This is a genomic window from Parvibaculum sp. MBR-TMA-1.3b-4.2 (assembly GCF_053628815.1).
In genome coordinates, this window is record NZ_JBRJHC010000001.1 from 1,245,233 (window position 1) to 1,267,029 (window position 21,797).

The 21,797-nt window shown below is 61.7% G+C and carries 18 protein-coding genes and 1 riboswitch; of the genes, 12 read left to right on the top strand and 6 right to left on the bottom strand.

Going from position 1 to position 21,797, the window contains the following annotated elements:
• Nucleotides 1–37 precede the first annotated feature (37 nt).
• Nucleotides 38–1,237, top strand: coding sequence for an acyl-CoA dehydrogenase family protein (locus ACSSVQ_RS06125; RefSeq protein ID WP_454181503.1), 1,200 nt, complete (start codon nucleotides 38–40; stop codon nucleotides 1,235–1,237).
• A 427-nt stretch (nucleotides 1,238–1,664) separates the two neighbouring features.
• Nucleotides 1,665–1,752: riboswitch (ZMP/ZTP riboswitch) on the top strand.
• 44 nt (nucleotides 1,753–1,796) lie between these two features.
• A complete protein-coding gene (locus ACSSVQ_RS06130; protein WP_454181505.1) occupies nucleotides 1,797–3,059 on the top strand; it encodes a serine hydroxymethyltransferase in 1,263 nt (420 codons plus the stop codon).
• Here ACSSVQ_RS06130 and ACSSVQ_RS06135 read toward each other — a convergent pair.
• Nucleotides 3,056–3,682, bottom strand: coding sequence for a TetR family transcriptional regulator (locus ACSSVQ_RS06135; protein ID WP_454181507.1), 627 nt, complete (start codon nucleotides 3,680–3,682; stop codon nucleotides 3,056–3,058). The genes ACSSVQ_RS06130 and ACSSVQ_RS06135 overlap by 4 nt on opposite strands.
• 97 nt (nucleotides 3,683–3,779) lie before the next feature.
• On the opposite strand from ACSSVQ_RS06135, the gene ACSSVQ_RS06140 reads away from it, so the two are divergent.
• The 3 genes from ACSSVQ_RS06140 to ACSSVQ_RS06150 are packed head-to-tail and all read left to right on the top strand — an operon-like array spanning nucleotide 3,780 to nucleotide 6,485.
• A complete protein-coding gene (locus tag ACSSVQ_RS06140) occupies nucleotides 3,780–5,141 on the top strand; it encodes a flavin-containing monooxygenase (RefSeq protein ID WP_454181509.1) in 1,362 nt (453 codons plus the stop codon).
• A complete protein-coding gene (locus ACSSVQ_RS06145) occupies nucleotides 5,141–5,965 on the top strand; it encodes an SDR family NAD(P)-dependent oxidoreductase (RefSeq protein ID WP_454181511.1) in 825 nt (274 codons plus the stop codon). The genes ACSSVQ_RS06140 and ACSSVQ_RS06145 overlap by 1 nt, the downstream gene beginning before the upstream one ends.
• A gap of 49 nt (nucleotides 5,966–6,014) precedes the next feature.
• A complete protein-coding gene (locus ACSSVQ_RS06150) occupies nucleotides 6,015–6,485 on the top strand; it encodes a GNAT family N-acetyltransferase (protein ID WP_454181513.1) in 471 nt (156 codons plus the stop codon).
• A gap of 16 nt (nucleotides 6,486–6,501) precedes the next feature.
• Here ACSSVQ_RS06150 and ACSSVQ_RS06155 read toward each other — a convergent pair whose 3' ends face one another.
• The 4 genes from ACSSVQ_RS06155 to hisS all read right to left on the bottom strand — a co-directional run bounded on the left by ACSSVQ_RS06155 (nucleotide 6,502) and on the right by hisS (nucleotide 11,040).
• Nucleotides 6,502–7,251, bottom strand: a complete 750-nt coding sequence (locus ACSSVQ_RS06155; RefSeq protein WP_454181515.1) for a TSUP family transporter — start codon at nucleotides 7,249–7,251, stop codon at nucleotides 6,502–6,504.
• A 10-nt stretch (nucleotides 7,252–7,261) separates the two neighbouring features.
• Nucleotides 7,262–8,245, bottom strand: coding sequence for an ATP phosphoribosyltransferase (gene hisG / locus ACSSVQ_RS06160; protein WP_454181517.1), 984 nt, complete (start codon nucleotides 8,243–8,245; stop codon nucleotides 7,262–7,264).
• Nucleotides 8,242–9,429 carry an ATP phosphoribosyltransferase regulatory subunit gene (locus tag ACSSVQ_RS06165; protein WP_454181519.1) on the bottom strand — a complete coding sequence of 396 codons (1,188 nt, stop codon included), beginning with the start codon at nucleotides 9,427–9,429 and terminating at the stop codon, nucleotides 8,242–8,244. The genes hisG and ACSSVQ_RS06165 overlap by 4 nt, the downstream gene beginning before the upstream one ends.
• 93 nt (nucleotides 9,430–9,522) lie before the next feature.
• Nucleotides 9,523–11,040: a histidine--tRNA ligase gene (hisS, locus tag ACSSVQ_RS06170; protein WP_454181521.1), complete on the bottom strand. Its 1,518-nt coding sequence runs from the start codon at nucleotides 11,038–11,040 to the stop codon at nucleotides 9,523–9,525.
• A gap of 466 nt (nucleotides 11,041–11,506) precedes the next feature.
• Here hisS and ACSSVQ_RS06175 point away from each other — a divergent pair, with 466 nt between their 5' ends.
• The 4 genes from ACSSVQ_RS06175 (at nucleotide 11,507) to ACSSVQ_RS06190 (ending at nucleotide 15,778) form a co-directional block, all read left to right on the top strand.
• Nucleotides 11,507–13,054, top strand: coding sequence for a histidine kinase dimerization/phospho-acceptor domain-containing protein (locus tag ACSSVQ_RS06175; protein WP_454181523.1), 1,548 nt, complete (start codon nucleotides 11,507–11,509; stop codon nucleotides 13,052–13,054).
• 200 nt (nucleotides 13,055–13,254) lie between these two features.
• Nucleotides 13,255–14,640 (top strand): cytochrome ubiquinol oxidase subunit I, encoded by a 1,386-nt coding sequence (locus tag ACSSVQ_RS06180; RefSeq protein WP_454181525.1) that lies wholly within the window; start codon nucleotides 13,255–13,257, stop codon nucleotides 14,638–14,640.
• Nucleotides 14,641–14,652: 12 nt separating this feature from the next.
• Nucleotides 14,653–15,660, top strand: coding sequence for a cytochrome d ubiquinol oxidase subunit II (cydB, locus tag ACSSVQ_RS06185; RefSeq protein WP_454181527.1), 1,008 nt, complete (start codon nucleotides 14,653–14,655; stop codon nucleotides 15,658–15,660).
• Entirely contained in the window at nucleotides 15,647–15,778 is a 132-nt protein-coding gene (locus tag ACSSVQ_RS06190; RefSeq protein ID WP_454181529.1) for a DUF2474 family protein, read from the top strand. The genes cydB and ACSSVQ_RS06190 overlap by 14 nt, the downstream gene beginning before the upstream one ends.
• A gap of 4 nt (nucleotides 15,779–15,782) precedes the next feature.
• On the opposite strand, the gene ACSSVQ_RS06195 is transcribed toward ACSSVQ_RS06190, so the two are convergent.
• Nucleotides 15,783–17,243 carry a helix-turn-helix domain-containing protein gene (locus ACSSVQ_RS06195; protein ID WP_339613843.1) on the bottom strand — a complete coding sequence of 487 codons (1,461 nt, stop codon included), beginning with the start codon at nucleotides 17,241–17,243 and terminating at the stop codon, nucleotides 15,783–15,785.
• Nucleotides 17,244–17,472: 229 nt separating this feature from the next.
• Here ACSSVQ_RS06195 and aceB point away from each other — a divergent pair, with 229 nt between their 5' ends.
• From aceB to ACSSVQ_RS06210, 3 genes are all read left to right on the top strand, one after another.
• Nucleotides 17,473–19,089, top strand: coding sequence for a malate synthase A (aceB, locus tag ACSSVQ_RS06200; RefSeq protein ID WP_454181531.1), 1,617 nt, complete (start codon nucleotides 17,473–17,475; stop codon nucleotides 19,087–19,089).
• Between the two features lie 46 nt (nucleotides 19,090–19,135).
• Nucleotides 19,136–20,428: an isocitrate lyase gene (gene aceA, locus ACSSVQ_RS06205; RefSeq protein WP_293327086.1), complete on the top strand. Its 1,293-nt coding sequence runs from the start codon at nucleotides 19,136–19,138 to the stop codon at nucleotides 20,426–20,428.
• Between the two features lie 142 nt (nucleotides 20,429–20,570).
• Nucleotides 20,571–21,716: a serine hydrolase domain-containing protein gene (locus ACSSVQ_RS06210; RefSeq protein WP_454181533.1), complete on the top strand. Its 1,146-nt coding sequence runs from the start codon at nucleotides 20,571–20,573 to the stop codon at nucleotides 21,714–21,716.
• Nucleotides 21,717–21,797: the final 81 nt, after the last annotated feature.

The window sequence follows — 21,797 nt, forward strand, 5'->3', positions numbered from 1 at the left end:
GTTCCGCCCAACACGAAATTTTCGAGGGACGGAGCCAATGGATTTTTCCTTTTCGGCAGAGGATGAGGAATTCCGCATGATGATGCGGGACTTCTTCGAGAACGAATATCCGAGCGACATCGTGGAAAAGATCGGGCGGGGACATTCTCCGTCGAAGGAAGACTATCAGCGCTCCGAACGCGCGCTTGCCGCGAAGGGATGGCTGGCGGTCAATTGGCCCAAATCCGATGGCGGCACGGGCTGGACCGCCAACCAGAAATACATCTTCGACGAGGAACTGGAACGCGCGGGCGCGCTCAATGTCGTGCCGATGGGGCTTCTTTACGTCGGGCCGGTCATCTACACCTTCGGCACCGACGATCAAAAGAAGCGCTGGCTGCCGGGTATTCTCGACAGCACGACCTTCTGGGCGCAAGGCTATTCGGAGCCCAGTTCGGGCTCGGACCTCGCCTCGCTGCAATGCGCCGCGATACGTGAGGGCGACGAGTATGTCGTCAACGGCACCAAGATCTGGACCAGCCTCGGCCAGCACGCCGACTGGATTTTCTGCCTGCTGCGGACCGACAATTCCGGCAAGAAGCAGGAAGGCATCACCTTCCTTTGTATCGACATGGCGACGCCGGGGATCACGGTGACCCCCATCATCACCATCGACGGCAAACATTCATTGAACAGCGTCACCTTCGAGGATGTCCGCGTGCCGGTGGAAAACCGGATTGGCAAGGAAGGCAAAGGCTGGACTTATGCCAACTACCTGCTTGGCCATGAGCGCACCTCCTATGCGCATGTCGCGGGCAAACGAAAACAGCTTGAGGATATTCGCGCCACGGCCATGCGGACCGAAAGCGACGGCGCACGGCTTCTCGACGATCCGGCCTTTGCCGCCAAGCTCGCCACGCTTGAGACGCGCCTCGATGCACTGGAACTGACCGTGCTGCGAACGCTGGCCTCGGTGGCGGAAGGCGGTGCGCCGGGCGAGGAATCGTCGATCCTCAAGATCATTGCGACCGAGCTGGCGCAGGACATTACCGAGCTGGGCATGGAAGCCCATGGCGCTTATGCGCAGGCGTCCTTTCCGGATTCGGCGGCACCCGCCTGGACCGACAACACGCCAGTGCCGGCGGGCGCCGCGCCCGCCGTCGCGCAATATCTGGGCGCCCGGGCACAATCCATCTATGGCGGCTCGAACGAGATCCAGAAGAACATCATCTCCAAGCGGATCCTGAAGCTACCTTGAGGAATATCGTCCGGGAGCGGACATAAGGTTGAAAAACTTATCCTCCCCTTCTTCCGCGCCCCCATATTGATGGGACCGGCCTTCATCGACGGGGCGCTGTTGGGTTGTCAGGCAGCGCGGGAGGTCGGGCGGCATCCGCAACCCGGGGCGTGACAAACCCCGGCTTCGCCGGACGCATGCGGGCTGAAAAAGCGCCTGCGTCGAAGCACGAGAAAATGCCGTGCGCGGGGTGGAGCAAGCGCCGCCCCTACACATGCCACATGTCACATGTAGGAACATGTGCGGTTCGAGTTCTGCCCCGCGCCCCTTCTTGCGAAGGACAGCCGGCCAAACCTCCGAGGGCACGCGCCCTGCGGAGCTTTCGGTACGGCTGCATCCCTCGTTGACTCATATCCTCTCCCGCGCTCTACTGCCGCCACTCGGTCACATATCTCCGCGTGACTGGCGATATCGAGATGGGCAACCATCATGGAGCGCGGAGCCCGATCTATCAGCCGATCGCCTGGGCAGCCCTTGAATGAGCTGGCCGGGCATTTTTATTGGCTGATGGAGAACGGAAATGACCCTTTCCGAAGAACGATCCCGGCTTGCCGAAAGCGACCCGGATATCTATGAGGCGCTCACCGGCGAGGAAACCCGCCAGCGCCGAGAACTCGAACTTATCCCCTCCGAGAACTACGCCTTCCCCGAAGTGCTGACGCTGCTCGGCTCGGCCTTCACCAACAAATATGCCGAGGGCTATCCCGGACGGCGATATTATGGCGGGCAGCAGCATACCGACCGGATCGAGACGCTGGCGCGCGACCGCGCTTGCGCCCTCTTCCACGCCGAGCATGCCAATGTGCAACCGCTTTCCGGGTCGCCCATGAACCAGGCCGTCTATCTGGGCCTGCTGGAGCCGGGCGACACGATCCTCGCCATGGATCTGTCACATGGCGGCCATCTGACCCATGGCGCGCCTGTGTCTCACATGGGGCGGCTTTTCAATTTCGTCCGTTACCGGACGAACCCGGCAACCGGCGCCATCGATTTCGATGCGCTCAGGGAAGTCGCACGAAAGACGCAGCCCAAAATGGTGGTCTGCGGCTATTCCTCCTATCCGCGCGACTACGACTATGCCGATTTCAAGCGGGTGGCCGATGAGGTCGGCGCGCTGACCATGGCCGATGTCAGCCATATCGGCGGCCTCATCGCGGCGGGTGTTATGCGCAACCCCATGGATTCCGGTTTCGATGTCATGACGACGACCACGCACAAATCGCTGCGCGGTCCGCGCGGCGGGCTCATCCTCTGCAGACAGGAATTTGCCAGAAAGATCGACGCCTCGGTCTTTCCCGGGCTTCAGGGCGGGCCGCATATGAACCAGGTGGCCGCTGCCGCCCTCACCTTCCGGCTTGCCGCGACCCCGGCTTTCCGGACCTACGCCGAACAGGTCCTTGCCAATGCCCAGGCGCTGGCGGCGGGGCTCAACGCCCGGCAGGTGAAACTCGTGACCGGCGGCACGGCCAACCATCTCATGGTTATCGATACGGTGAAGAGTTTCGGCATGGACGGTGCGCAGGCACAAGGGACGCTCGACCGTGTGGGCCTCACCGCCAACAAGCAGGTCATCCCCGACGACCCGAACCCGCCCATGCGGCCTTCGGGCCTGCGTCTGGGCACGCCCGCCGCGACCACGCGCGGCATGGGCGGGGCGGAGATGGACGAGATTGCCGATATCCTTGCCGGTGCGCTGTCGGCCAATGGCGACAAGGCGGCGGAAGCCGCGCTCGCCGCCCGCCTGCGGGAGCTAACGGGACGCTTTCCCGTCGAGGAATTCTAGGCTTTGTCGGGCAGGAAGGCTTCGTATTCCAGCCGCAGCATGCGTCCGTATTCGGCGACGAGGCGGTCGCCTTCCTTGCGGTCCACCGCAATGGCAAGGCGCACCGCCGCGCCGGTGAGCTGCATCAGCAGGAAGCAAACCGTATCGAGACGGTCATGCTCCTTCTTCGGCACGAAGGGTTTTAGCGCCTCCGCCACGACGCGGGCATTCTCGCGGCTGTCTTCGATATCCATGTCCTGAATGTCTTTGTCCGACTGCGTGCCGGACCATATATCGCGCGTCACCGGCTCCAGAAGGAACATGGCGTAATAACCGTCCAACAACCCGTCGAGACGATCGAGCGCATCCTCCGCGCTTTCGACGCCGACAAGACTGTCCCGCAGCCCTTCCCGCACACGCAGCATGATGCGCTCGGCCAGCGTGCGAATGATCGACGCCTTGTCGGGAAAGTACTGATAGAGCGAGCCGATGGGCACGCCGGCCCGCGCCGCGATCTCGCTCATGCGCAGCTGGTCCGACCCCGTCTGCTCGATGAGCTCGGTCGCCGCCGTCAGAATTTTCTCCACGCGCGCCCTTGCCCTTGCCTGTGTCGGTTGGCGGCGGACGCCCGAATTCCCGTTCATTTCCCTGCCGTCCTTCAGAATCGACTTGCATTCCTAAATATGAGGAATTATCACATTTTACAAATGTGAGGGATATTCATATTCAGGGGACATGAACATGGCTGCGACGAATATCGGGAAAGTCTGCATTGTCGGGGGCGGCCCGGCGGGACTGAGCCTCGTGCGAACCTTTTTGCGCTACGGGATTCCGTTCGATTGCTTCGAGCGCCACAGCGATGTGGGCGGACTTTGGGACCAGAGCAATCCGGGCTCGCCGGTCTATGACTCGGCGCATTTCATCTCGTCGAAAACGCAGTCGCATTATCACGACTTCGACATGCCGGAGGATTATCCGGACTATCCCTCGAACCGCGACATCCTGAACTACATGCGCAGCTTCGCCGACGCTTACGGGCTTCGCGAGCACATCACCTTCAATACCTCGGTCGACAAGGCGGAGATGCAGGGCGATGGCAGCTGGCGCGTTACGTTGTCCAATGGCGAGACGCGGGAATATGGTTCACTGGTCTGCGCGAACGGGACGAACTGGCACCCGGTCATGCCCGAATACCCGGGCGAGTTCACCGGCGAAATGCGCCATGCGGTGACCTATCGCAACCCGGACGAGTTCAAGGGCAAGCGCGTGATGATCATCGGCGCGGGCAACTCCGGTTGCGACATTGCCTGCGACGCAGCGCATAGCGCCGACAAGGCCTTCATCAGCCTGCGACGCGGGTATCACTTCGTGCCGAAGCGCCTCTTCGGCGTTCCCGCCGATGTGATCGCCGCCACCGGCCCCACCCTTCCGATGTGGCTGGAACAGCGCGTGTTCGGCCTCATGCTTAAAGTCCTGAACGGCGATCTGACGCGGCTGGGCCTGCAGGCACCCGATCATCGCGTGTTCGAATCCCACCCCATCGTCAACGACCAGCTTCTCCACTATCTCGCGCATGGCGACATCAGGGCAAAGCAGGATGTGGAGCGTTTCGAAGGCAAGACCGTCCACTTCAAGGACGGCACCTCGGAAGAGATCGACCTCATCATCTGTGCCACCGGGTATGAGTGGAAGGTTCCTTACGTCGACCCCACCCTCTTCACCTGGAAGTCGGGGCGGCCGGACTTCTACATGAACCTCTTCAGCCGCGAGCATCCGAGCCTCTATTCGCTCGGCATGATGGAAACCAATGGCGGCGCCTACAAGCTCTTCGACCAGATGGCCGATCTCATTGCGCATGGCATCATGGTCCGCGCGGAAGACGGCAAGAAAGCGAAGTCCTTCAACCGTTTCGTGGCGACCGACAAGCCGGACCTTACCGGCGGCATTCATTTCGTTGGCTCCGCGCGGCATGCGACCTATGTGGAGATTGCGGCCTATCGCAAGCACATGAAAAAGGTGCGCCGCAAATTCGGCTGGAGCGATCTGGAGGATGGCTGTTTCGATACGCTTCGCCGCGACGACGCCGTCAAAGAGGCGGCGTGATGGCGGCGGACCTGACAGGGCGCAAGGCGCTCATTACCGGTGCCGCAGGCGGCATCGGTCAGGCCGTTGCGCGCCTTCTCGACGGCCACGGCATGCAGCTCATCCTGGTCGACCGGGACGAAACGTCCATCCGCAGCGCCTCACAGGCCCTCCTCACGCCACCGGAGATAATGACCTGCGACCTTTCCGACCGCGAGGACGTAGAACGGCTCTGCGGATCGATCCGCAACAACCATCCCGACCTTTATGCGCTGGTGAACAATGCCGGTATCGGATTGCCGGGACCGGTGGATGCGCTGGATATGGACGTGATCGACGCCCATCTCGAAATCAATCTGCGCGCACCCATCCGGATCATGCGCGCCGTCGCACCGCTGATGACGGCGCGCGGCGACGGCGCCATGGTCGCCACCGTTTCTCTGGGCGGTGTGCTGGCCCTCAAGGATAGTGCGCCCTATTCCGCGTCGAAGTTCGGCCTGCGCGGTTTTCTGTGCGGCTTTCACCAGGAAATGCATCCCAAGGGCGTGAAGGTCTCGGGCATCTATCCGGCCGCCGTCGACACGCCCATGCTGCATCACGAGGCGATGCATGGCGGTTCCGTTCTCAATTTCGTGGACAAGGTCATGACGCCGGAGGATGTCGCGCAGGCGATACTCCGGGGCATATATACCGGAAAGCTCGAAATCTATGTGCCCTATAGCGCCAGCCTTACGGCGCGCTTCGTCGCAGCCTTCCCGTGGATGCTGCGCCCTCTTCTGCCCCTGCTCGAAAAATTCGGCGAGGCCGGGCGCAAGAAGTTCGTGGCGAAGAAAGGCCTCGGTTAGCCGGTCGTTTTAGATTTTCAATACCGGCTTACTCTGGCAGTTTCGCGCCATGAAAACACTCTCGAACGCCGAAGCCACGATCAGGCGCGCCACCGCGGCGGATATCGATCCACTGGTTTTGCTCTATGCGGCCTTCTTCTGCGAAGATGGGATCGCCATGGATGAAGCGAACATCAGAGAAAACCTGATGCTGATGCTCGAGGACTCCCGCGCCTGCATTCTGGTCGCCGAGAGCGAAGACGAGATCGTCGGATTATCATCCGGTTCTCTTACCTTCGGCGTGGAGTTCGGCTGCGCTGCCGAACTTGAGGATCTCTACATCACCCCTCGGCACAGGGGACGTGGCCTGGCACGGCGCCTGGCCCAGGCGGTGCTGGATTGGGCGCATTTGGAAGGCGCTTCCGAGATCGTTCTGGTGATTACGCCCGAAGCCGAGGCCGAACAGTCTCTGACCGGCTTTTACGAGAAGCTGGGCTTTGCAGACTCGCGCCGGATCACAATGTATTACCGAACCCGATAGCCATGCGGCTTCGCGATCAAAGCCCGGTCACGAGCATCAGGCCGCGCAGGATCAGTACGCTGCCGATCGCATAGAGGAGCCAGCGACTCCACTGCTTGAATTGCGTGTCGTGCATGCGGTCGAGCAGTGTCTTGCCGAGCGTCGTGCCGAGCACGGCGAAGGGCGCGACCATCGCATAGAGCCACCAGGGCAGATTGGCGGGCGGTAACAGATGCGAGGCCAGCACGCCGAAATAAAGCAGCTTCGTCAGATGTTGCAGCGTCTGCGTCACCGCCTTGGTTGCCACGATCTCATGGCGTGTCAGCGGGCTCCGGACGAAGAAGACGTCGAGGATCGGTCCGGCGACACCGGCCACCAGCGTCAGCGCCGTGACGATGAAACCGCAAAGCGGCGCGATATAGGGCCGCGTAATATCGAGGTTCCAGTCCTTCGGAATCGAGAAGCCGACAAAGGGAATAAGCCCGAGGATCAGGAAGACGGTCGCCTTGTCCGGCACGAAACGCACGGCCATGAAGAGCCCCAGGGCGACGGCGCTGCCGATGAGATTTTCCAGCACCAGCCGCCAGCGAATATCCCGCCGGTTGATGACGGCGCGATAGCCGTTGGAAACGGCTTGCGTCACCCCGTGCAGCATCATCGCCGCGCCCACGGTATAGACCGCGGTCAGATAGCCCATCAGCACCATCCCGCCCGCCATGCCGAAGATGCCGGAGAGCGTAGCCGTCAGGACAACCACGACAGCGAGCATGACGGGGGATGACAGCATGAACGGTCCCTCAGACCTTACGGCCGAGCCTTTCGCTCAGGCGTGCGCGTAGCGGGTTCGCCGCATCGAAGATGTAGCCCGCGCGGCTCGCCGTCACGCGGTCCTTGCCCTTCTCATGCAGGAACGACGTCAGCGCATAGAGCTTTGCGTCGGCGACATGCACGATACGGATAGGCGACCCTGCGCCCGCGCCGAAGGGCACAACCGCGCCGAAGCGCTCGCCCAGTTCGCTCAGAAAGGCATCGTCGCCCTCACCGCCTGCGAAACGTACTTCCACCGTCGCGGCGGCGCGCGCCTTGGCGTCCACCCGGTCGAGGATTTCGCCGGTGGCCGCAAGCGCCTTGTCCGACCAGTCCGCATTGAGGCTTGCCACAAGGTTGGCCTGGCTGCGCAACATCACGCCGTCATCCAGCACCTTGAGATTGTTCGCCGCCAGCGTCGTGCCGGTCGTCGTAATGTCGACGATCGCTTCCGCGGTGCCCGCCGCCGGGGCGCCTTCCGTCGCGCCCGCGCTCTCCACGATGCGGTAATCCATCAGCCCGTGTTCGGCAAAGAAGCCGCGCGTCAGGTTCAGATATTTGGTCGCGATGCGGATGCGCCGCCCGTGACGGCGATGAAAAGCGAGCGCCACATCGTCGAAATCGGCCATGGTGGAAACGTCGATCCAGCTCTGCGGCACGGCCACCACGACATCGGCAAAGCCGAAGCCCAGCGGCAGCACCAGTTCCACCTTGTTTTCCGGTTCGGCGATCCGCTCGCGGATGAGGTCTTCGCCCGTCACACCGAGGTGAATGGAACCTTCTTCCAAACGCAGCGCGATTTCGGATGCCGAAAGGAAAGCAATGTGGACGTTCTCCACGCCCTTCAGGCGCCCGACATATTCGCGTCCGCCACCCGACTGCTTCACCTTCATGCCGGCATCGGCAAAGAAGGCATTCGCGTTTTCCTGAAGCCGGCCCTTGGAAGGGATACCGATGATGAGTTCATTGCTCATTTCGTTTCTCCCTTCAGCTTGAGGGCACGGGCCAGACGCTCCACCGTGAAGGCACATCCGACAGCCGGCACGGGCTGTTCGGCGCCGAGGCTCCTCAGCAGACCGTCATAGCGCCCACCGCCCGCGATCACCTTTTCCGGACCGAGGTCAGGCACCTGAAGCTCGAAGACGAAGCCCGTGTAATATTCAAGCCGTCGCCCGAAACCTGCCTGGAAGCGCGCCTTCGACAGGTCGAAGCCCTTTGCCTCGATAGCGGCGAAACGCTTCTCCAGCGCCTCGAGCCGCGGCTCGATGGAAATCCCCGCCTTCGCCGTCAACTCGCGAATACGCGGCGCAGCGTCTTTCGGCGCGAGAGTAAGGCCGAGGAAATCGTCGATCAGCTTCACGATTTCCGGTGAGAGCGGCGCCGCGCTGGCATCCGCTGCCTGCTCCAGCAGGCGTTCGGCGATCTCGCCCGTGCTGCGTCCGCCAACCGGGGAAATGCTAGCCAGCTTCAGCACATCCTCGATCACACTTTTGGCGCTCTTCTCATCCAGTGCGTTGAGCGCGGCCAGAAGGCCCTCCTGCTCACCGCCCGCATCGGCATTGCCGCTCGCGAGACGCTGAACGAGTTCCTTGAAATAGTCCGGCCGCCAAAACTGCCGCTTCAAGCGCGAGCGCCAGCCCGGCGCGATGTCGAGCGCATCGACCAGTGCATCGAAGAGCGAGAGGTCGCCCATTTCGATCTCGAAATCCGCAAGCCCGGCCGCCTTGCAGCCATCGACCGCCAGCGCGAAGGCTTCCGCATCCGCTGCTTCACGGTCGGTCGCGCCCAGCAATTCGGCGCCGGCCTGCAATACTTCATTGGGTTTGGGCGATCCCTGCGGCTGGAAACGATAAACCGGCCCCGCATAGGACAGCCGCGCCTCGCCGCCATCGCCCGCGCGCTCCAGAAAAAGGCGGCAGGTGGGGATGGTCAGGTCCGGCCTCAGGCAGAGTTCCGTTCCGCCCGGATCGGTAAACATATAGAGCCGTCGGCGAATATCCTCGCCCGAGCGGTCAAGGAAGACGTCAGCGGGCTGCAGCACGGAGGGCTCCACACGCTCGCATCCGGCGTTCTCGAAGACTGACCGCAACTCCCCCGTCAGCTTCTCCCGCAGGGTGCGGATTTCGACCTCTTCAGGGGTCTGAACTGCTTTCGGCATGATGTGCCTCTTTATCGCGCGATGCCGCGTTTTCCGGCGCGCGCCTTATCTAGCATGAATTCGATAATTTTCGGGAAAGGTAAGGAATATGGCCTAGCGGCCATGCGGATGAATGCCATGTCGGGCGAGCATCTTCGTCACTTCTTCGACGAGGCTCTCGCGGGAGATGGACGCCTGCGCCGGCTGGCCCTCGCGCCACTCCGCATTATCCTCGATTTCCTTGGACATCTCTGCACCAAGGATAAGGTCCTTGAGCGTTACCTCGCCCCGGGCTCGCTCATCCTCGCCCTCAATCACGGCAATCGGCGCGCCGCGCCTGTCGGCATATTTCATCTGGGCACGCATACCGGAGCCGCCGAGATACATCTCGGCGCGGATACCCGCCTCGCGCAGTTCCCGCGTCATGGTCTGGGAATCCGCCATGCGGTCTGCATCCAGCGTCAGCACGACGACCGGGGCGGACTGCCCCTCATCTTCCAGCTTGCCGAGAAGCTCCAGCGCGGCCAGCAGGCGGCTCACGCCGATAGAAAACCCCGTCGCGGGCACTTTCACGCCCTTGAAGCGTTCCACCAGACCGTCATAGCGGCCGCCGGACCCCACCGAGCCGAAACGCACGGGATTGCCCTTCTCATCCTTCACTTCAAAGAGAAGGTCGGATTCGAACACCGGCCCGGTGTAGTAGCCGAGTCCGCGCACGATCCAGCTGTTGAACTCGATCCGGTCGGAGCCATATCCCGCAGCGGTAAAGAGCGCATCCATCTCGGCTAGCTCTTCCACGCCTTCAAGGCCGATTTCGGAATTGCCGACCACCTTGCGCCAGCCTTCCAGCGTGGCCTTGCGGTCGCTTTCCTCCGCCCCGACACCAGACTCCACATAGTCCATCACCCGGGCGATCTGATCGGGCTCCAGCCCCGCGCCCTTGGTGAAGTCACCGGATTCGTCCTTGCGGCCCGTCCCCAGCAGAAGCTCCACACCCTGGCGGCCCAGACGGTCATATTTGTCGATGGCACGAAGCACCGTCATGTGAACGACGCCACCGGGTTCACCGGCAATACCGATCTCTTCCATCAGCCCGTCCAGCACCTTGCGATTGCTCGCACGCAGCCGATAAGAGCCGCGAGGAATCCCCACAGCCTCAAAACAATCGCAGGCGAGCATCACCATCTCGGCATCCGCGGCGACCGTCGGCGCACCGACCGTATCGGCGTCAAACTGGGTGAACTGGCGGAAGCGGCCCGGGCCCGGCTTCTCGTTGCGCCAGACGGGACCCGTCTGGTAGCGGCGGAAGGGCTTGGGCAGGCCGTCATAATTCTCGGCCACATAGCGGGCGAGCGGTGCTGTCAGGTCGTAACGCAGCGCCATCCACTGCTCGTCATCGTCCTGAAAGGCGAAAACGCCCTCGTTCGGCCGATCCTCATCGGGCAGAAACTTGCCCAGCGCATCGGCATATTCGATGGCCGAGGTCTCAAGCGGGTCGAAGCCATAGCGCTCATAGACCTCGCGAATGCGCGCAAGCATGCGCGCTTCCGACCGCAGCAGCGGACCGGAAAGGTCGCGAAACCCCTTTGGCACACGCGCCTTGGGGCGGAACGTCTTTTGTTTCTTGGCCATGACCGGAGACTGAATGAGCCGGAACGCTGAAATCGGGCGCATTCCTAGCCTATCGGGGTGGGCATAACAAGTTGCCGAGGCACGCGCGCGTTCAACCACGAATCAATATGGCGGACAGGATGCGCAAACCTGGCTGCCCCTTACCGGCAATCTGCCGAATCCCGCGCCTTTCTGCGAAAAGTTTTTCTCAGCTTTTCAGGGTCTGCTCACACGGGAGGGCCTGAGTCATGCCCTTGGTTTGACTCTGCTTTTCAGGTCGCCTCCGCTTGCCCCTCTTGTGGTTGCCCTACAAGCTATCCACAACATGCTGGGGATATTAACACCCCATTTACCTGTCGAATCGATTGTCGAGAAAGAACGGCGCGCAAATCGCCAGTCGCGTTTACCATCCTCTTGTGTGAATGGGCTGGATAGCCGGGTTGGCGGCTATGGGCGGGCGTACCGGATCGGCAAGGGACAAGGGTCGATGGGACAGCAAGCCATCTCGTTCCACAGCGAAGCTGCGCAGTGGACACAAAACATTCACGGCAATCGCCACCTGCCTACAGACGGGCTTCAGCAGTTGAACGTGCATACGATTACGCGCTCTGCGGCCTTGAAACGCGGCCTCGCAGGCCTGGCCGCGGATGAAAGCGCAGGACCGTGCCAGTTCAGCTTCTCAGGGATCGAGCAAGGGCTCGAACCGCTGATGGCACCGGGCATCGACGCAATCATCATCGATATCGGGTCGGGCGCTCCGGCGGAAATCGCCTTTCTCCGGCGCGTGGTGTCGATCGGGCCGGACGCTCCCGTCATCGCGCTCGGCTTCGATGACCCCGCGCTCCAGACCGAAGCAATGAAAGCGGGCGCCGACGATTGCATCGGCGTTACCGACAACGCGCCCCGCATCGCCGCCATGGCCGTCCGCCGGGCAGTCATTCGCCGCAACCGGGACGACGAGCCGCGTGCCGCGCCGGTCACCGATGCGCCGGGCCTCACCCTGGTTCAGGAATCCGCAGAAGCCATCGTGATCCTCGATTCAGACGGGCTGGTTCAATTCATGAACGATGCGGCGGAGGAAATTCTCGGCTGCAAGGCAGGCGAGTTGCAGGGCAAGCCGTTCGATCTGCCGTCGGAACCCGGCGAACACGATGTCAAAGTGAACCGGCCGGATGGCGACCTGCGCTTTGCAGAAATGCGCGTCGTCGACACGCAATGGGGCGGTGTCCCCGCCCGCGTGGCCGCGCTTACCGATACGACCGTGCGCCGTGCACTTCAGCACACGCTGAAATCGGCCGAAGCGGAAACGGAAGACGTACGGCGACGCAATCAAAGTTTCTTCTCCAACGTCAATCACGACCTGCGCACGCCGCTCACACATATCATCGGGTTTTCGGAGCTGATGAAGAACGAGCAGCTCGGCCCGCTCGGTGAAGGGCGCTACCGCGAATACGCGCAAGACATCCATTCCTCCGGTACGATGCTGCTCGACATGATCGAGGATCTGCTGGGCATCGCAGAGGCGGAAACCGACCGTATCGACCTCACGAACGAGATCTGCAGCGTCGCACAGCTGGTCGAGATCGCCATGACGAGCCAGCGAAACAACGCCCGCGCCGAGGGCGTCGCGCTGGAACTGGAAACGGCGGCGCGCCTTCCCGGGCTGCGTGGCGACCAGAAACGCCTTCGCCAGGGCTTCTTCAGGCTGATTTCCGAGGCGATCCATTGCGCCCATCGCGGTGCGACGCTGAACATGCGCATCGAGGAAACCGACAAAGGGCTCGAAGTCGTTCTTGAAGAAAAGCACGACTGGTCGGGTCAGGCTCGTTTCAGCGAGATGGACAGCGCAGAAGACCCATTCGTCAGCGCGGAAGACAGCAGCACACCGCGCCCCGAAAGTCTTGCGCTCTCGCTTACGCGCAAAGTGATGGAAATGCATGAAGGCAGCCTGCAGGTCGATGGCGGGCGCGGCCTCGACGGGGAGCAGCGGCTTATGCGCATCGTGCTCACCTTCCCGCCCGACAGGCTGATCTGACATTTTTCCGATTAAGGTGCATTCCGACGGGACGCGATTCTGACAAGACCGCGTTTCTGACATTGGCGCGTTTCTAATTTGTTGCGCCGCGTCAAAATGCGCTGCGTCAGAATGTGCCACATTTCGAAAACCAAACTTTTCTAATGTAGCGATGGGTGTATGGTTCGCAGGTCTCGCGTGCTCGTGCCATGAGGTGATCCATGCCCCCCATCGATCCAGAAATACTCGGCAGGCTGCAATTTGCATTTACCGTGTCGTTTCACATTCTCTTCCCGACTTTCACCATTGGTCTTGCCGGCTATCTCACACTCCTTGAGTGGCGATGGCTTCGCACCAGGGACGACACCTTCCTGCGGCTCTACAAATTCTGGGTCAAGGTCTTCGCGCTCGCCTTCGGCATGGGCGTGGTGTCAGGCCTTGTTCTTTCCTATCAGTTCGGTACCAACTGGTCGGAATTCTCACGCATCACAGGCCCTGTGCTCGGGCCGCTTCTTGGCTTCGAGGTGCTGACGGCCTTCTTCCTGGAAGCGGGCTTTCTCGGCATCATGCTTTTCGGCTGGGACAAGGTCGGCGAAAGACTTCACTTCCTCGCCACTTCGCTCGTCGCGTTCGGCACGGCGCTCTCGGCCTTCTGGATTCTTTCCGCCAACAGCTGGATGCAAACGCCGGCAGGCGCTTCCATCGTGGACGGGCATTTCGTGGTGGATGACTGGATTGCCGTCATTTTCAATCCGTCCTTCGTCTATCGCTTCCTCCACATGGTAACGGCATCCTACCTCACCACCTCACTTGTCATTTCCGGCATTTCCGCCTTCTACATTCTGCGCGGCGACACAACCGGCACAGCGCGGCGCGCCTTTTCCATCGCCATGTGGGGTGTACTCATCCTCGCCCCGCTGCAGGTTCTGCTCGGCGATCAGCACGGGCTCAACACACTGGAACACCAGCCAATCAAGGTCGCGGCGATGGAAGGCAACTGGACGACGAAATCCAATGTGCCGTTGGTCCTCTTCGCCATTCCTGATCAGGACAAGGAGACCAACCATCTGGAAGTCGGCATACCAAGCGGTGCCAGCCTCATTCTGAAGCACAGCACGGACGGCGTCGTGCCGGGCCTCAAGGATGTCCCCGCGGCGGACCGCCCGCCCGTGGGTATCGTCTTCTGGTCGTTCCGCCTGATGGTCGGGCTCGGCTTCCTGTTCGTCGCACTCGGCCTCTGGGGCCTGTGGGCGCGCTGGCGCGGCCGGCTCTACGATACACGCCCGCTCAAATGGCTAGCCGTGGCCCTCACACCGGCAGGTTTCGTGGCAACGCTGGCGGGGTGGTTTGTGACGGAGGTAGGCCGACAGCCTTATACCGTCTATGGCCTGCTGCGCACCGTCGACAGCACCTCGCCCAGCGTGGCGGCCAGCGCGATCGCAACGACGCTGACGATTTTCCTCATCGTCTACGGCGGTCTCTTCGGTGCTTTCCTCTACTACCTCAGCAAGCTGATCCGGCAGGGCCCGTCCGCGCCGGACACAACCGGTGAAACGCCCGAGGCCATGCGCGGCGCGCGCCCCGGCCTCGTCGTTCCCGCGGAATAGGAGGCAGTCCCCATGGAAATTCTCGCTCTCATCTCCGCCGGCATCATCGCCGCCGCCATTCTCGGCTATGTGCTGCTGGACGGTTTCGATCTCGGTACCGGTATTCTTTTCCCATTCGCGCCCGACGGCCGGTCGCGCAACATCATGATGAACTCGGTCGCACCCGTTTGGGACGGTAACGAGACTTGGCTCGTGCTCGGCGGCGGCGGGTTGATGGTTTTCTTCCCGCTCGTCTATTCGATTGCGCTATCGGCCTTCTATATCCCCGTCATGTTGATGCTCTTTGCCCTGATCTTCCGGGGTGTTGCCTTCGAATTCCGTCATCAGGCAGATACCAGCACGCATCTGTGGAGTGCGAGCTTCTTCGGCGGTTCGCTGATCGCGGCTTTCATGCAGGGCGTCCTTGTCGGAGCGCTTGTGCAGGGCGTCCGCGTAGACGGCCTTCATTATTCCGGCGGCATGTTCGACTGGCTGTCGCCCTTCACCGTGCTCACGGGGCTTGGCACCGTGGTCGGATACGGCCTGCTCGGTGCGACATGGCTCATCCTGAAAACGGAGGGCGACCTTCAGGCCTGGGCACGGCGCGCCGCGCTGGTTCTGGCGGGCGGCGTGCTCATTGCCATGGCGGCGGTCAGTGTGCTGACGCCCTTCCTCCGGCCCGCCATTGCGGATCGCTGGTTCAGCGGCATCAATCTCGTCTTCCTGTTCCCGATCCCGGTCGTCACGGCGCTTCTGGCGGCCTGGCTTTTTTACGTCATTCTGTCCGGCAGGGAGCTTGCCCCTTTCGTCTCTTCCATCGGGCTTTTCGTGCTGGGCTTTGCCGGGATCGGTATCTCGCTCTATCCGCACATCATCCCGCCCGACATCACGATCTATGATGCCATCGCACCGCGTTCCAGCGTGATCTTCGCGATGGTCGGCGTGGTGCTCGTGCTGCCGATGGTGCTTGGCTACACTTGGTATGCCTATAGCGTCTTCAGGGGCAAGGCGACGGAGCATGGAGGCTATGGCGGAGAATAACGACCACAACATTCCCGAGCCCCTCAAACGGGTCTACTGGTTTGCGGGCATCTGGCTTGCCGGCGTCCTGGCGCTTGCGGTCTTCGCCTTTGTTGCACGGGCGCTGATGGGACTTTGAGGCGCTATTCTCCTGCTTCCCGGTCTTCCACCACCGGCACGCCGAAAGGCGACACCCCGCGCACGTGATCGTCCACACGCAGGCGGTGCTTCAGCGGCGGGAATGCGCGCTGCGAACAATCGAGCCTTTCACAGAGGCGGCAATTGACCCCGATGGGCATGGCGCCACGCTCGTCGTCGAGATCGTAGCCTTGGCTGTAGATGAGGTTTCGTGCATGGGCGATATCGCACCCGAGGCCGACCACATATTGGTCGCCCGGCACGCCTATCCCCGAGCCTGCCCGGCTCACCGTGCGGGCGATGGAGAAATAGCGCGTGCCATCTTCCATCTGCACGATCTGCGTATAAACCTGCCCCGGCACGCGGAAGGCGTCATGCACGTTCCAGCGCGGGCATGTGCCGCCAAAACGTGCAAAGTGGAACCCTGCGGCTGAAAAGCGCTTGGAAACATTCCCCGCATTGTCCACACGGATGAGGAAGAAGGGGATGCCCTTCGCACCGGGCCGCTGCAGCGTCGTCAGGCGATGGCAGACCTGCTCGAAGCTCGTGCCGAAACGGCGGCCCAGCAAACGGATGTCGTAATTGGTCTGCTCCGCGGTCCTGAGAAAGGCGTCATAGGGCATGAGGAGCGCCGCCGCGAAATAATTCGCCAGTGCCACCCGCAGCAGACGGCAGGCTTCGTCGCTGTCGAGACCTGAGCTTTCGACGATATCCTCGATGGTACGCGACTGTTCGAAATAACCGAGCTGATAGGCAAGCTGGAAGGAGCGTCCTGGCTGGTCGAGCAGTTCGGACAGGAAAATCGTCTGACGGTGCCGGTCGTAGCGGCGCAACTCGCCGGACATGATGTCGGCGGGCGCAATCCGGGTCGAGACGCCATGTTTGTCACGCAAAGCGTTGCGCAGGCTGACATAGGGTTCGTCCGCACTGATGCGTGCGCTCTCATAGAGCTCTTCCGCAGCCGCGTCGAGCGCGGGGAAATGGTTCTTGCGACTGTTGATGAAGTCCCGCACCTCTTCCAGCGGAAGGCCGGGTGTATCGCTCGCATCGTCGATATCGCGATCGGCGAGACGTTCGGCCAGCATGGCTCCACTGGTCATGGATTCCTGATAGGCGCGGTAGAGCGTCGACACCGCATCGGCAAAGGCGGGGCTTGCCGCAGCAACCTCCTGCAGGTCCTGGATAGAGAGCCCGGCGTCGCGAAAGACGGGATCGGCGAATATCTCACGCAGCACGGTGAGGGCGCGCGCCTCGTCGTCACCGCCCAGCGTTCTGAGATCGACATCGAAGACTTCGGCGAGTTTGAGCAGAATCTGTACCGAAACAGGTCTCTGGTTGCGTTCGATCAGATTGAGATAGCTCGCGGAGATACCGAGATTTTCCGCCATACGAGCCTGAGTGAGTTTCCGCTCTCGGCGAAGGCGCCTGATGCGCGGACCGGCAAAAACCTTCTTTTCGGCTGCCATGTGACTGACTCTCTTACAGGAATCCGGATCCCGAACGATCCGGCTCCACTGAAATTAATTTACAAAATTTACATTTTCAACAAAAACGACAGCGAATCTTGTCAACAACTTTACTTCAATCTTTTCAATAGCTTAGGAAATGGAGCCTCGGTCATGGACATTCGGCTGTCGTCAATGTATGACCTCCGCAAATCCAGAACCCAAGTACGGCCAGCGGAGGCGAGCAAGCATGAGCGGAGCACCGAGCGTGGACGGCGTTGTCATCAAGGGCGCGATGAAGCCCGGCTATGAGCGCATCCTGACCCAGGAAGCCCTAGAATTCGTAGTGGCGCTGGAGCGCAAATTCGGCGCCCGCCGCAAGGAGCTGCTCGCCGCGCGCGCCGCGCGTCAGAAGAAGTTCGACGCCGGCGAACTGCCCGACTTCCTGCCCGAGACGAAGAACATCCGCGAAGGCGACTGGAAGGTTGCGCCGATCCCGAAGGATCTGCTCGACCGCCGTGTGGAAATCACCGGCCCGGTCGACAACCGCAAGATGGTCATCAACGCGCTGAACTCCGGTGCGCAGTCCTACATGACGGACTTCGAGGATGCCGCAGCGCCGACATGGGACAACATGATCGGTGGCCAGCAGAACATGATGGCCTATTGGGACGGCTCGATCGGCTTCACCGACGACTCGAACGGCAAGACCTACAACGTCATCGACAATCCCGCGACGCTGATCGTGCGTCCGCGCGGCTGGCACCTTGAAGAAGCGCATGTCGAAGTCGACGGCCAGCCTATGTCGGGCGGCATTTTCGATTTCGGTCTCTATTTCTTCCACAATGCGAAGAAGCAGATCGCGTCCGGCTCCGGCCCGTATTTCTACCTGCCGAAGATGGAAAGCCATCTGGAAGCGCGCCTGTGGAACGACATCTTCGTCGATGCACAGAAGGCACTCGGCGTGCCGAACGGTACGATCAAGACCACCATCCTGATCGAGACGCTGCCCGCCGCGTTCGAGATGCATGAGATCCTCTACGAACTGAAGGATCACATCGTCGGCCTCAATTGCGGCCGCTGGGACTACATCTTCAGCTACATCAAGCGCCTCGGTAAAAACCCGAACTTCATCCTGCCGGACCGTGCGCAGGTTGTGATGGGCGACGCATTCCTGAACGCCTATTCGCTGCTGCTGGTAAAGACCTGCCATGAGCGCGGCGCCTTCGCCATGGGCGGCATGGCCGCCCAGATCCCGGTCAAGGGCGATGAAGCGGCCAATGAAGCCGCCTTCGCCAAGGTCCGCGCCGACAAGGAGCGCGAGGCCAATAATGGCCATGACGGCACCTGGGTCGCTCATCCCGACCTCGTCGCTGTGGCGATGGAAGTCTTCGGCAAGCTCGAAGGTCCCAACCAGCTTGCACGCCAGAGGCAGGACGTGAATGTCGGCCAGAAGGAACTGCTCGAGCCGCATAAGGGCGAGCGGACCGAGGGCGGCATGCGCGAATGCTGCCGTGTGGGCGTTCAGTATATCGAAGCCTGGCTTGGCGGGCGCGGTGCCGTGCCGCTCTACAACCTGATGGAAGACGCCGCGACGGCCGAAATCAGCCGGACGCAGCTCTGGCAGTGGATCTATCACGGCGCAGACCTCAGCGATGGCCGCAAGGTCAGCCCTGAACTCTTCGACGAAGTACTCGAAGACGAGATGAAGAAACTCCGCGAGGCGCTCGGCGAAGAGCGCTGGACGAACGGTCACTTCGAAGAGGCGATCAAGCTCTTCTCCGAGATGACCAAGGCGAAGGAATGCGAGGAATTCCTCACGCTGCCGGCTTATCAGCAGATTCTGCAGCAGGAAGCCGCAAACTGAAACCGGGCCCCCTCACCCATCCCCTCCGACTACGAGGAATGAAACCATGAGTAAGACTTTTTACGACCTCGTTCCCGGCGCACCCAAGGGCCGGTTCGACAATGTTGAGCGCAACTACAGCGTCGAAGACGTTGAAAAGCTGCGCGGCTCCTTCCCCATCGAGTACACGCTCGCCACGCGCGGTGCGAACAAGCTCTGGGACGGCCTCCACACGGAAGACTACATCCACTCGCTCGGCGCCCTTTCCGGCAACCAGGCGATGCAGATGGTCCGTGCCGGCCTGAAGGCGATCTATCTCTCCGGTTGGCAGGTTGCCGCCGATGCGAACACCGCCTCCGCCATGTACCCGGACCAGAGCCTCTACCCGGCCAATGCCGGTCCGGAGCTTGCCCGCCGTATCAACCGCACGCTGAAGCGCGCGGATGAGATCGAGCATTCCGAAGGCGGCGCGCAGCGCGACTGGTTCGTGCCGATCGTGGCCGATGCGGAAGCCGGCTTCGGCGGCCCGCTCAACTGCTTCGAAATCATGAAGGCCTATATCGAGGCCGGTGCCGCTGGCGTCCACTATGAAGACCAGCTCGCTTCTGAAAAGAAGTGCGGCCATCTGGGCGGCAAGGTGCTGATCCCGACCAAGCAGCACATCCGTAACCTGAACGCCGCGCGCCTCGGCGCCGACGTGATGGGCACGCCGACCCTCATCATGGCTCGTACGGATGCTGAGTCCGCCAAGCTCATCACCTCCGACATCGACGAGTACGATCACGACTTCATCGACTTCGATGCCGGCCGTACGGCTGAAGGCTTCTACCGCCTGAAGGACGGCACGGGCGTCGATCACTGCATCAATCGCGGCCTGGCCTTCGCGCCCTACGCCGACCTGCTGTGGTGGGAAACATCGGTTCCGAACCTCGACGACGCCAAGCGCTTCGCCGAAGCGGTCAAGAAGAAGTATCCGGACCAGATGCTGGCGTACAACTGCTCGCCGAGCTTCAACTGGGAAGCCAACCTGGACAAGGACACGATTGCCAAGTTCCAGCGCGAAATCGCGGCCATGGGCTACAAGTACCAGTTCGTGACGCTGGCCGGCTTCCATCAGCTCAACTACGGCATGTTCGAGCTGGCTCGCGGCTACAAGGATCGCGGCATGGCCGCCTATTCCGAGCTGCAGCAGGCCGAGTTCGGTGCCGAAGGCGACGGCTACACCGCCACGCGTCACCAGCGCGAAGTGGGCACGGGCTATTTCGACATGGTCTCCGTGGCTGCCGCCGGTGGCCAGAGCTCCACGACCGCCCTTGGCGAGTCCACGGAAGCTGCGCAGTTCAAGAAGTCGGCCGACTAATCCAGTCGCTGCCACTTCAGCAAAACATGAAGGCCGCGGGAGCAATCCCGCGGCCTTTTTCATGGCATCCAGAGTTTCCTTTGCGAAAAGCGCGACTGTCCGGATACGCTCTTGCCCATCAAACAAAATCCGAGGGAGTGATATGGCAGATTCCGCCATGGTCGATATTGAGGGAGAGGTCGCGCCGGGCTTCGAAGCCGTGCGCGATGCATTCGCAAGTAATTTCACCAAGGGGGGAGATGTCGGCGCTTCCTTCGCCATCTGGAAAGACGGCGAGTATCTCGTCGATCTCTGGGGCGGGCACGCCGATGCCGCGCGCAGCAAAGCCTGGCAGCGCGATACGCTGCCCAATGTCTGGTCCACGACCAAGGCCGTGGCCGCTTTGTGCCTTGCACGTCTGGTCGAGCGCGGCGAGCTTTCCTATGACGATCCGGTCATAAAGTACTGGCCGGAATTCGGCGCTCATGGAAAAGACCGGCTCACGGTCGGTCAGGCGATTTCGCATCAGGCGGGCCTTTCCACCTTACGCGAGCCCCTTACCGAAGAAAATCTCTACGACCACGACGACATGGCGGCGCGCATGGCCGCGGCCGAGCCGCTCTGGGAACCAGGCACGCGCTCGGGCTATCACGCACTTACCTATGCGTTCATCACGGGCGAACTTGTGAAACGGATCACCGGCAAGACGATCGGTCAATTTTTCCGGGACGAGATCGCTGCGCCATGGAAGATCGACTTCTATATCGGCCTGCCGGAAAGCGAGGAAGGCCGCATTGCGGAAATGATTGCCGCGCCGAATGCACAGCCGCTCGACGCCGCCAACCTCAATGAAATCCAGAAGCTTACTTTCGCCAATCCCTCGCCCTCGGCGACGGCGCCCAACAGCCGCGCGTGGCGGAAGGCGGAAATTTCGTCCGCCAACGGCCGGGGGTCGGCCAGCGCCCTGGCAAAGCTCTTCGGAGCCGTCGCGGCGGGCGGCGCATTGAACGGCACAAGCCTTGTCAGCCGGGAGACGCTTGCCAAGCTTTCAGCCGAACAGATTTCGAACGAAGATCTGGTTCTGGGCCTTCAAGGAAGCTGGGGCGCCGGCGTTTTGCGTAATGTTGGCGGTCTTCTCTATGGTCCCAATGAGGCGACCATCGGCCATTCCGGATGGGGCGGCTCTTTCGTGCTATGCGATCCGGTAGCCGGTGTCGGCATTTCCTATGTCATGAACCAGATGGGCCCCGATCTCGCCGGCGACCCTCGTGCGATGGGACTGATCGCAGCAGCCTATGAGGCACTTTGACCGATTTTCGAGGCGGCGCGATATGTGCCGCCTCGCACGACATTTTAGCGCCAGGGCGGATCACCTTTACCGTCGGCGCCA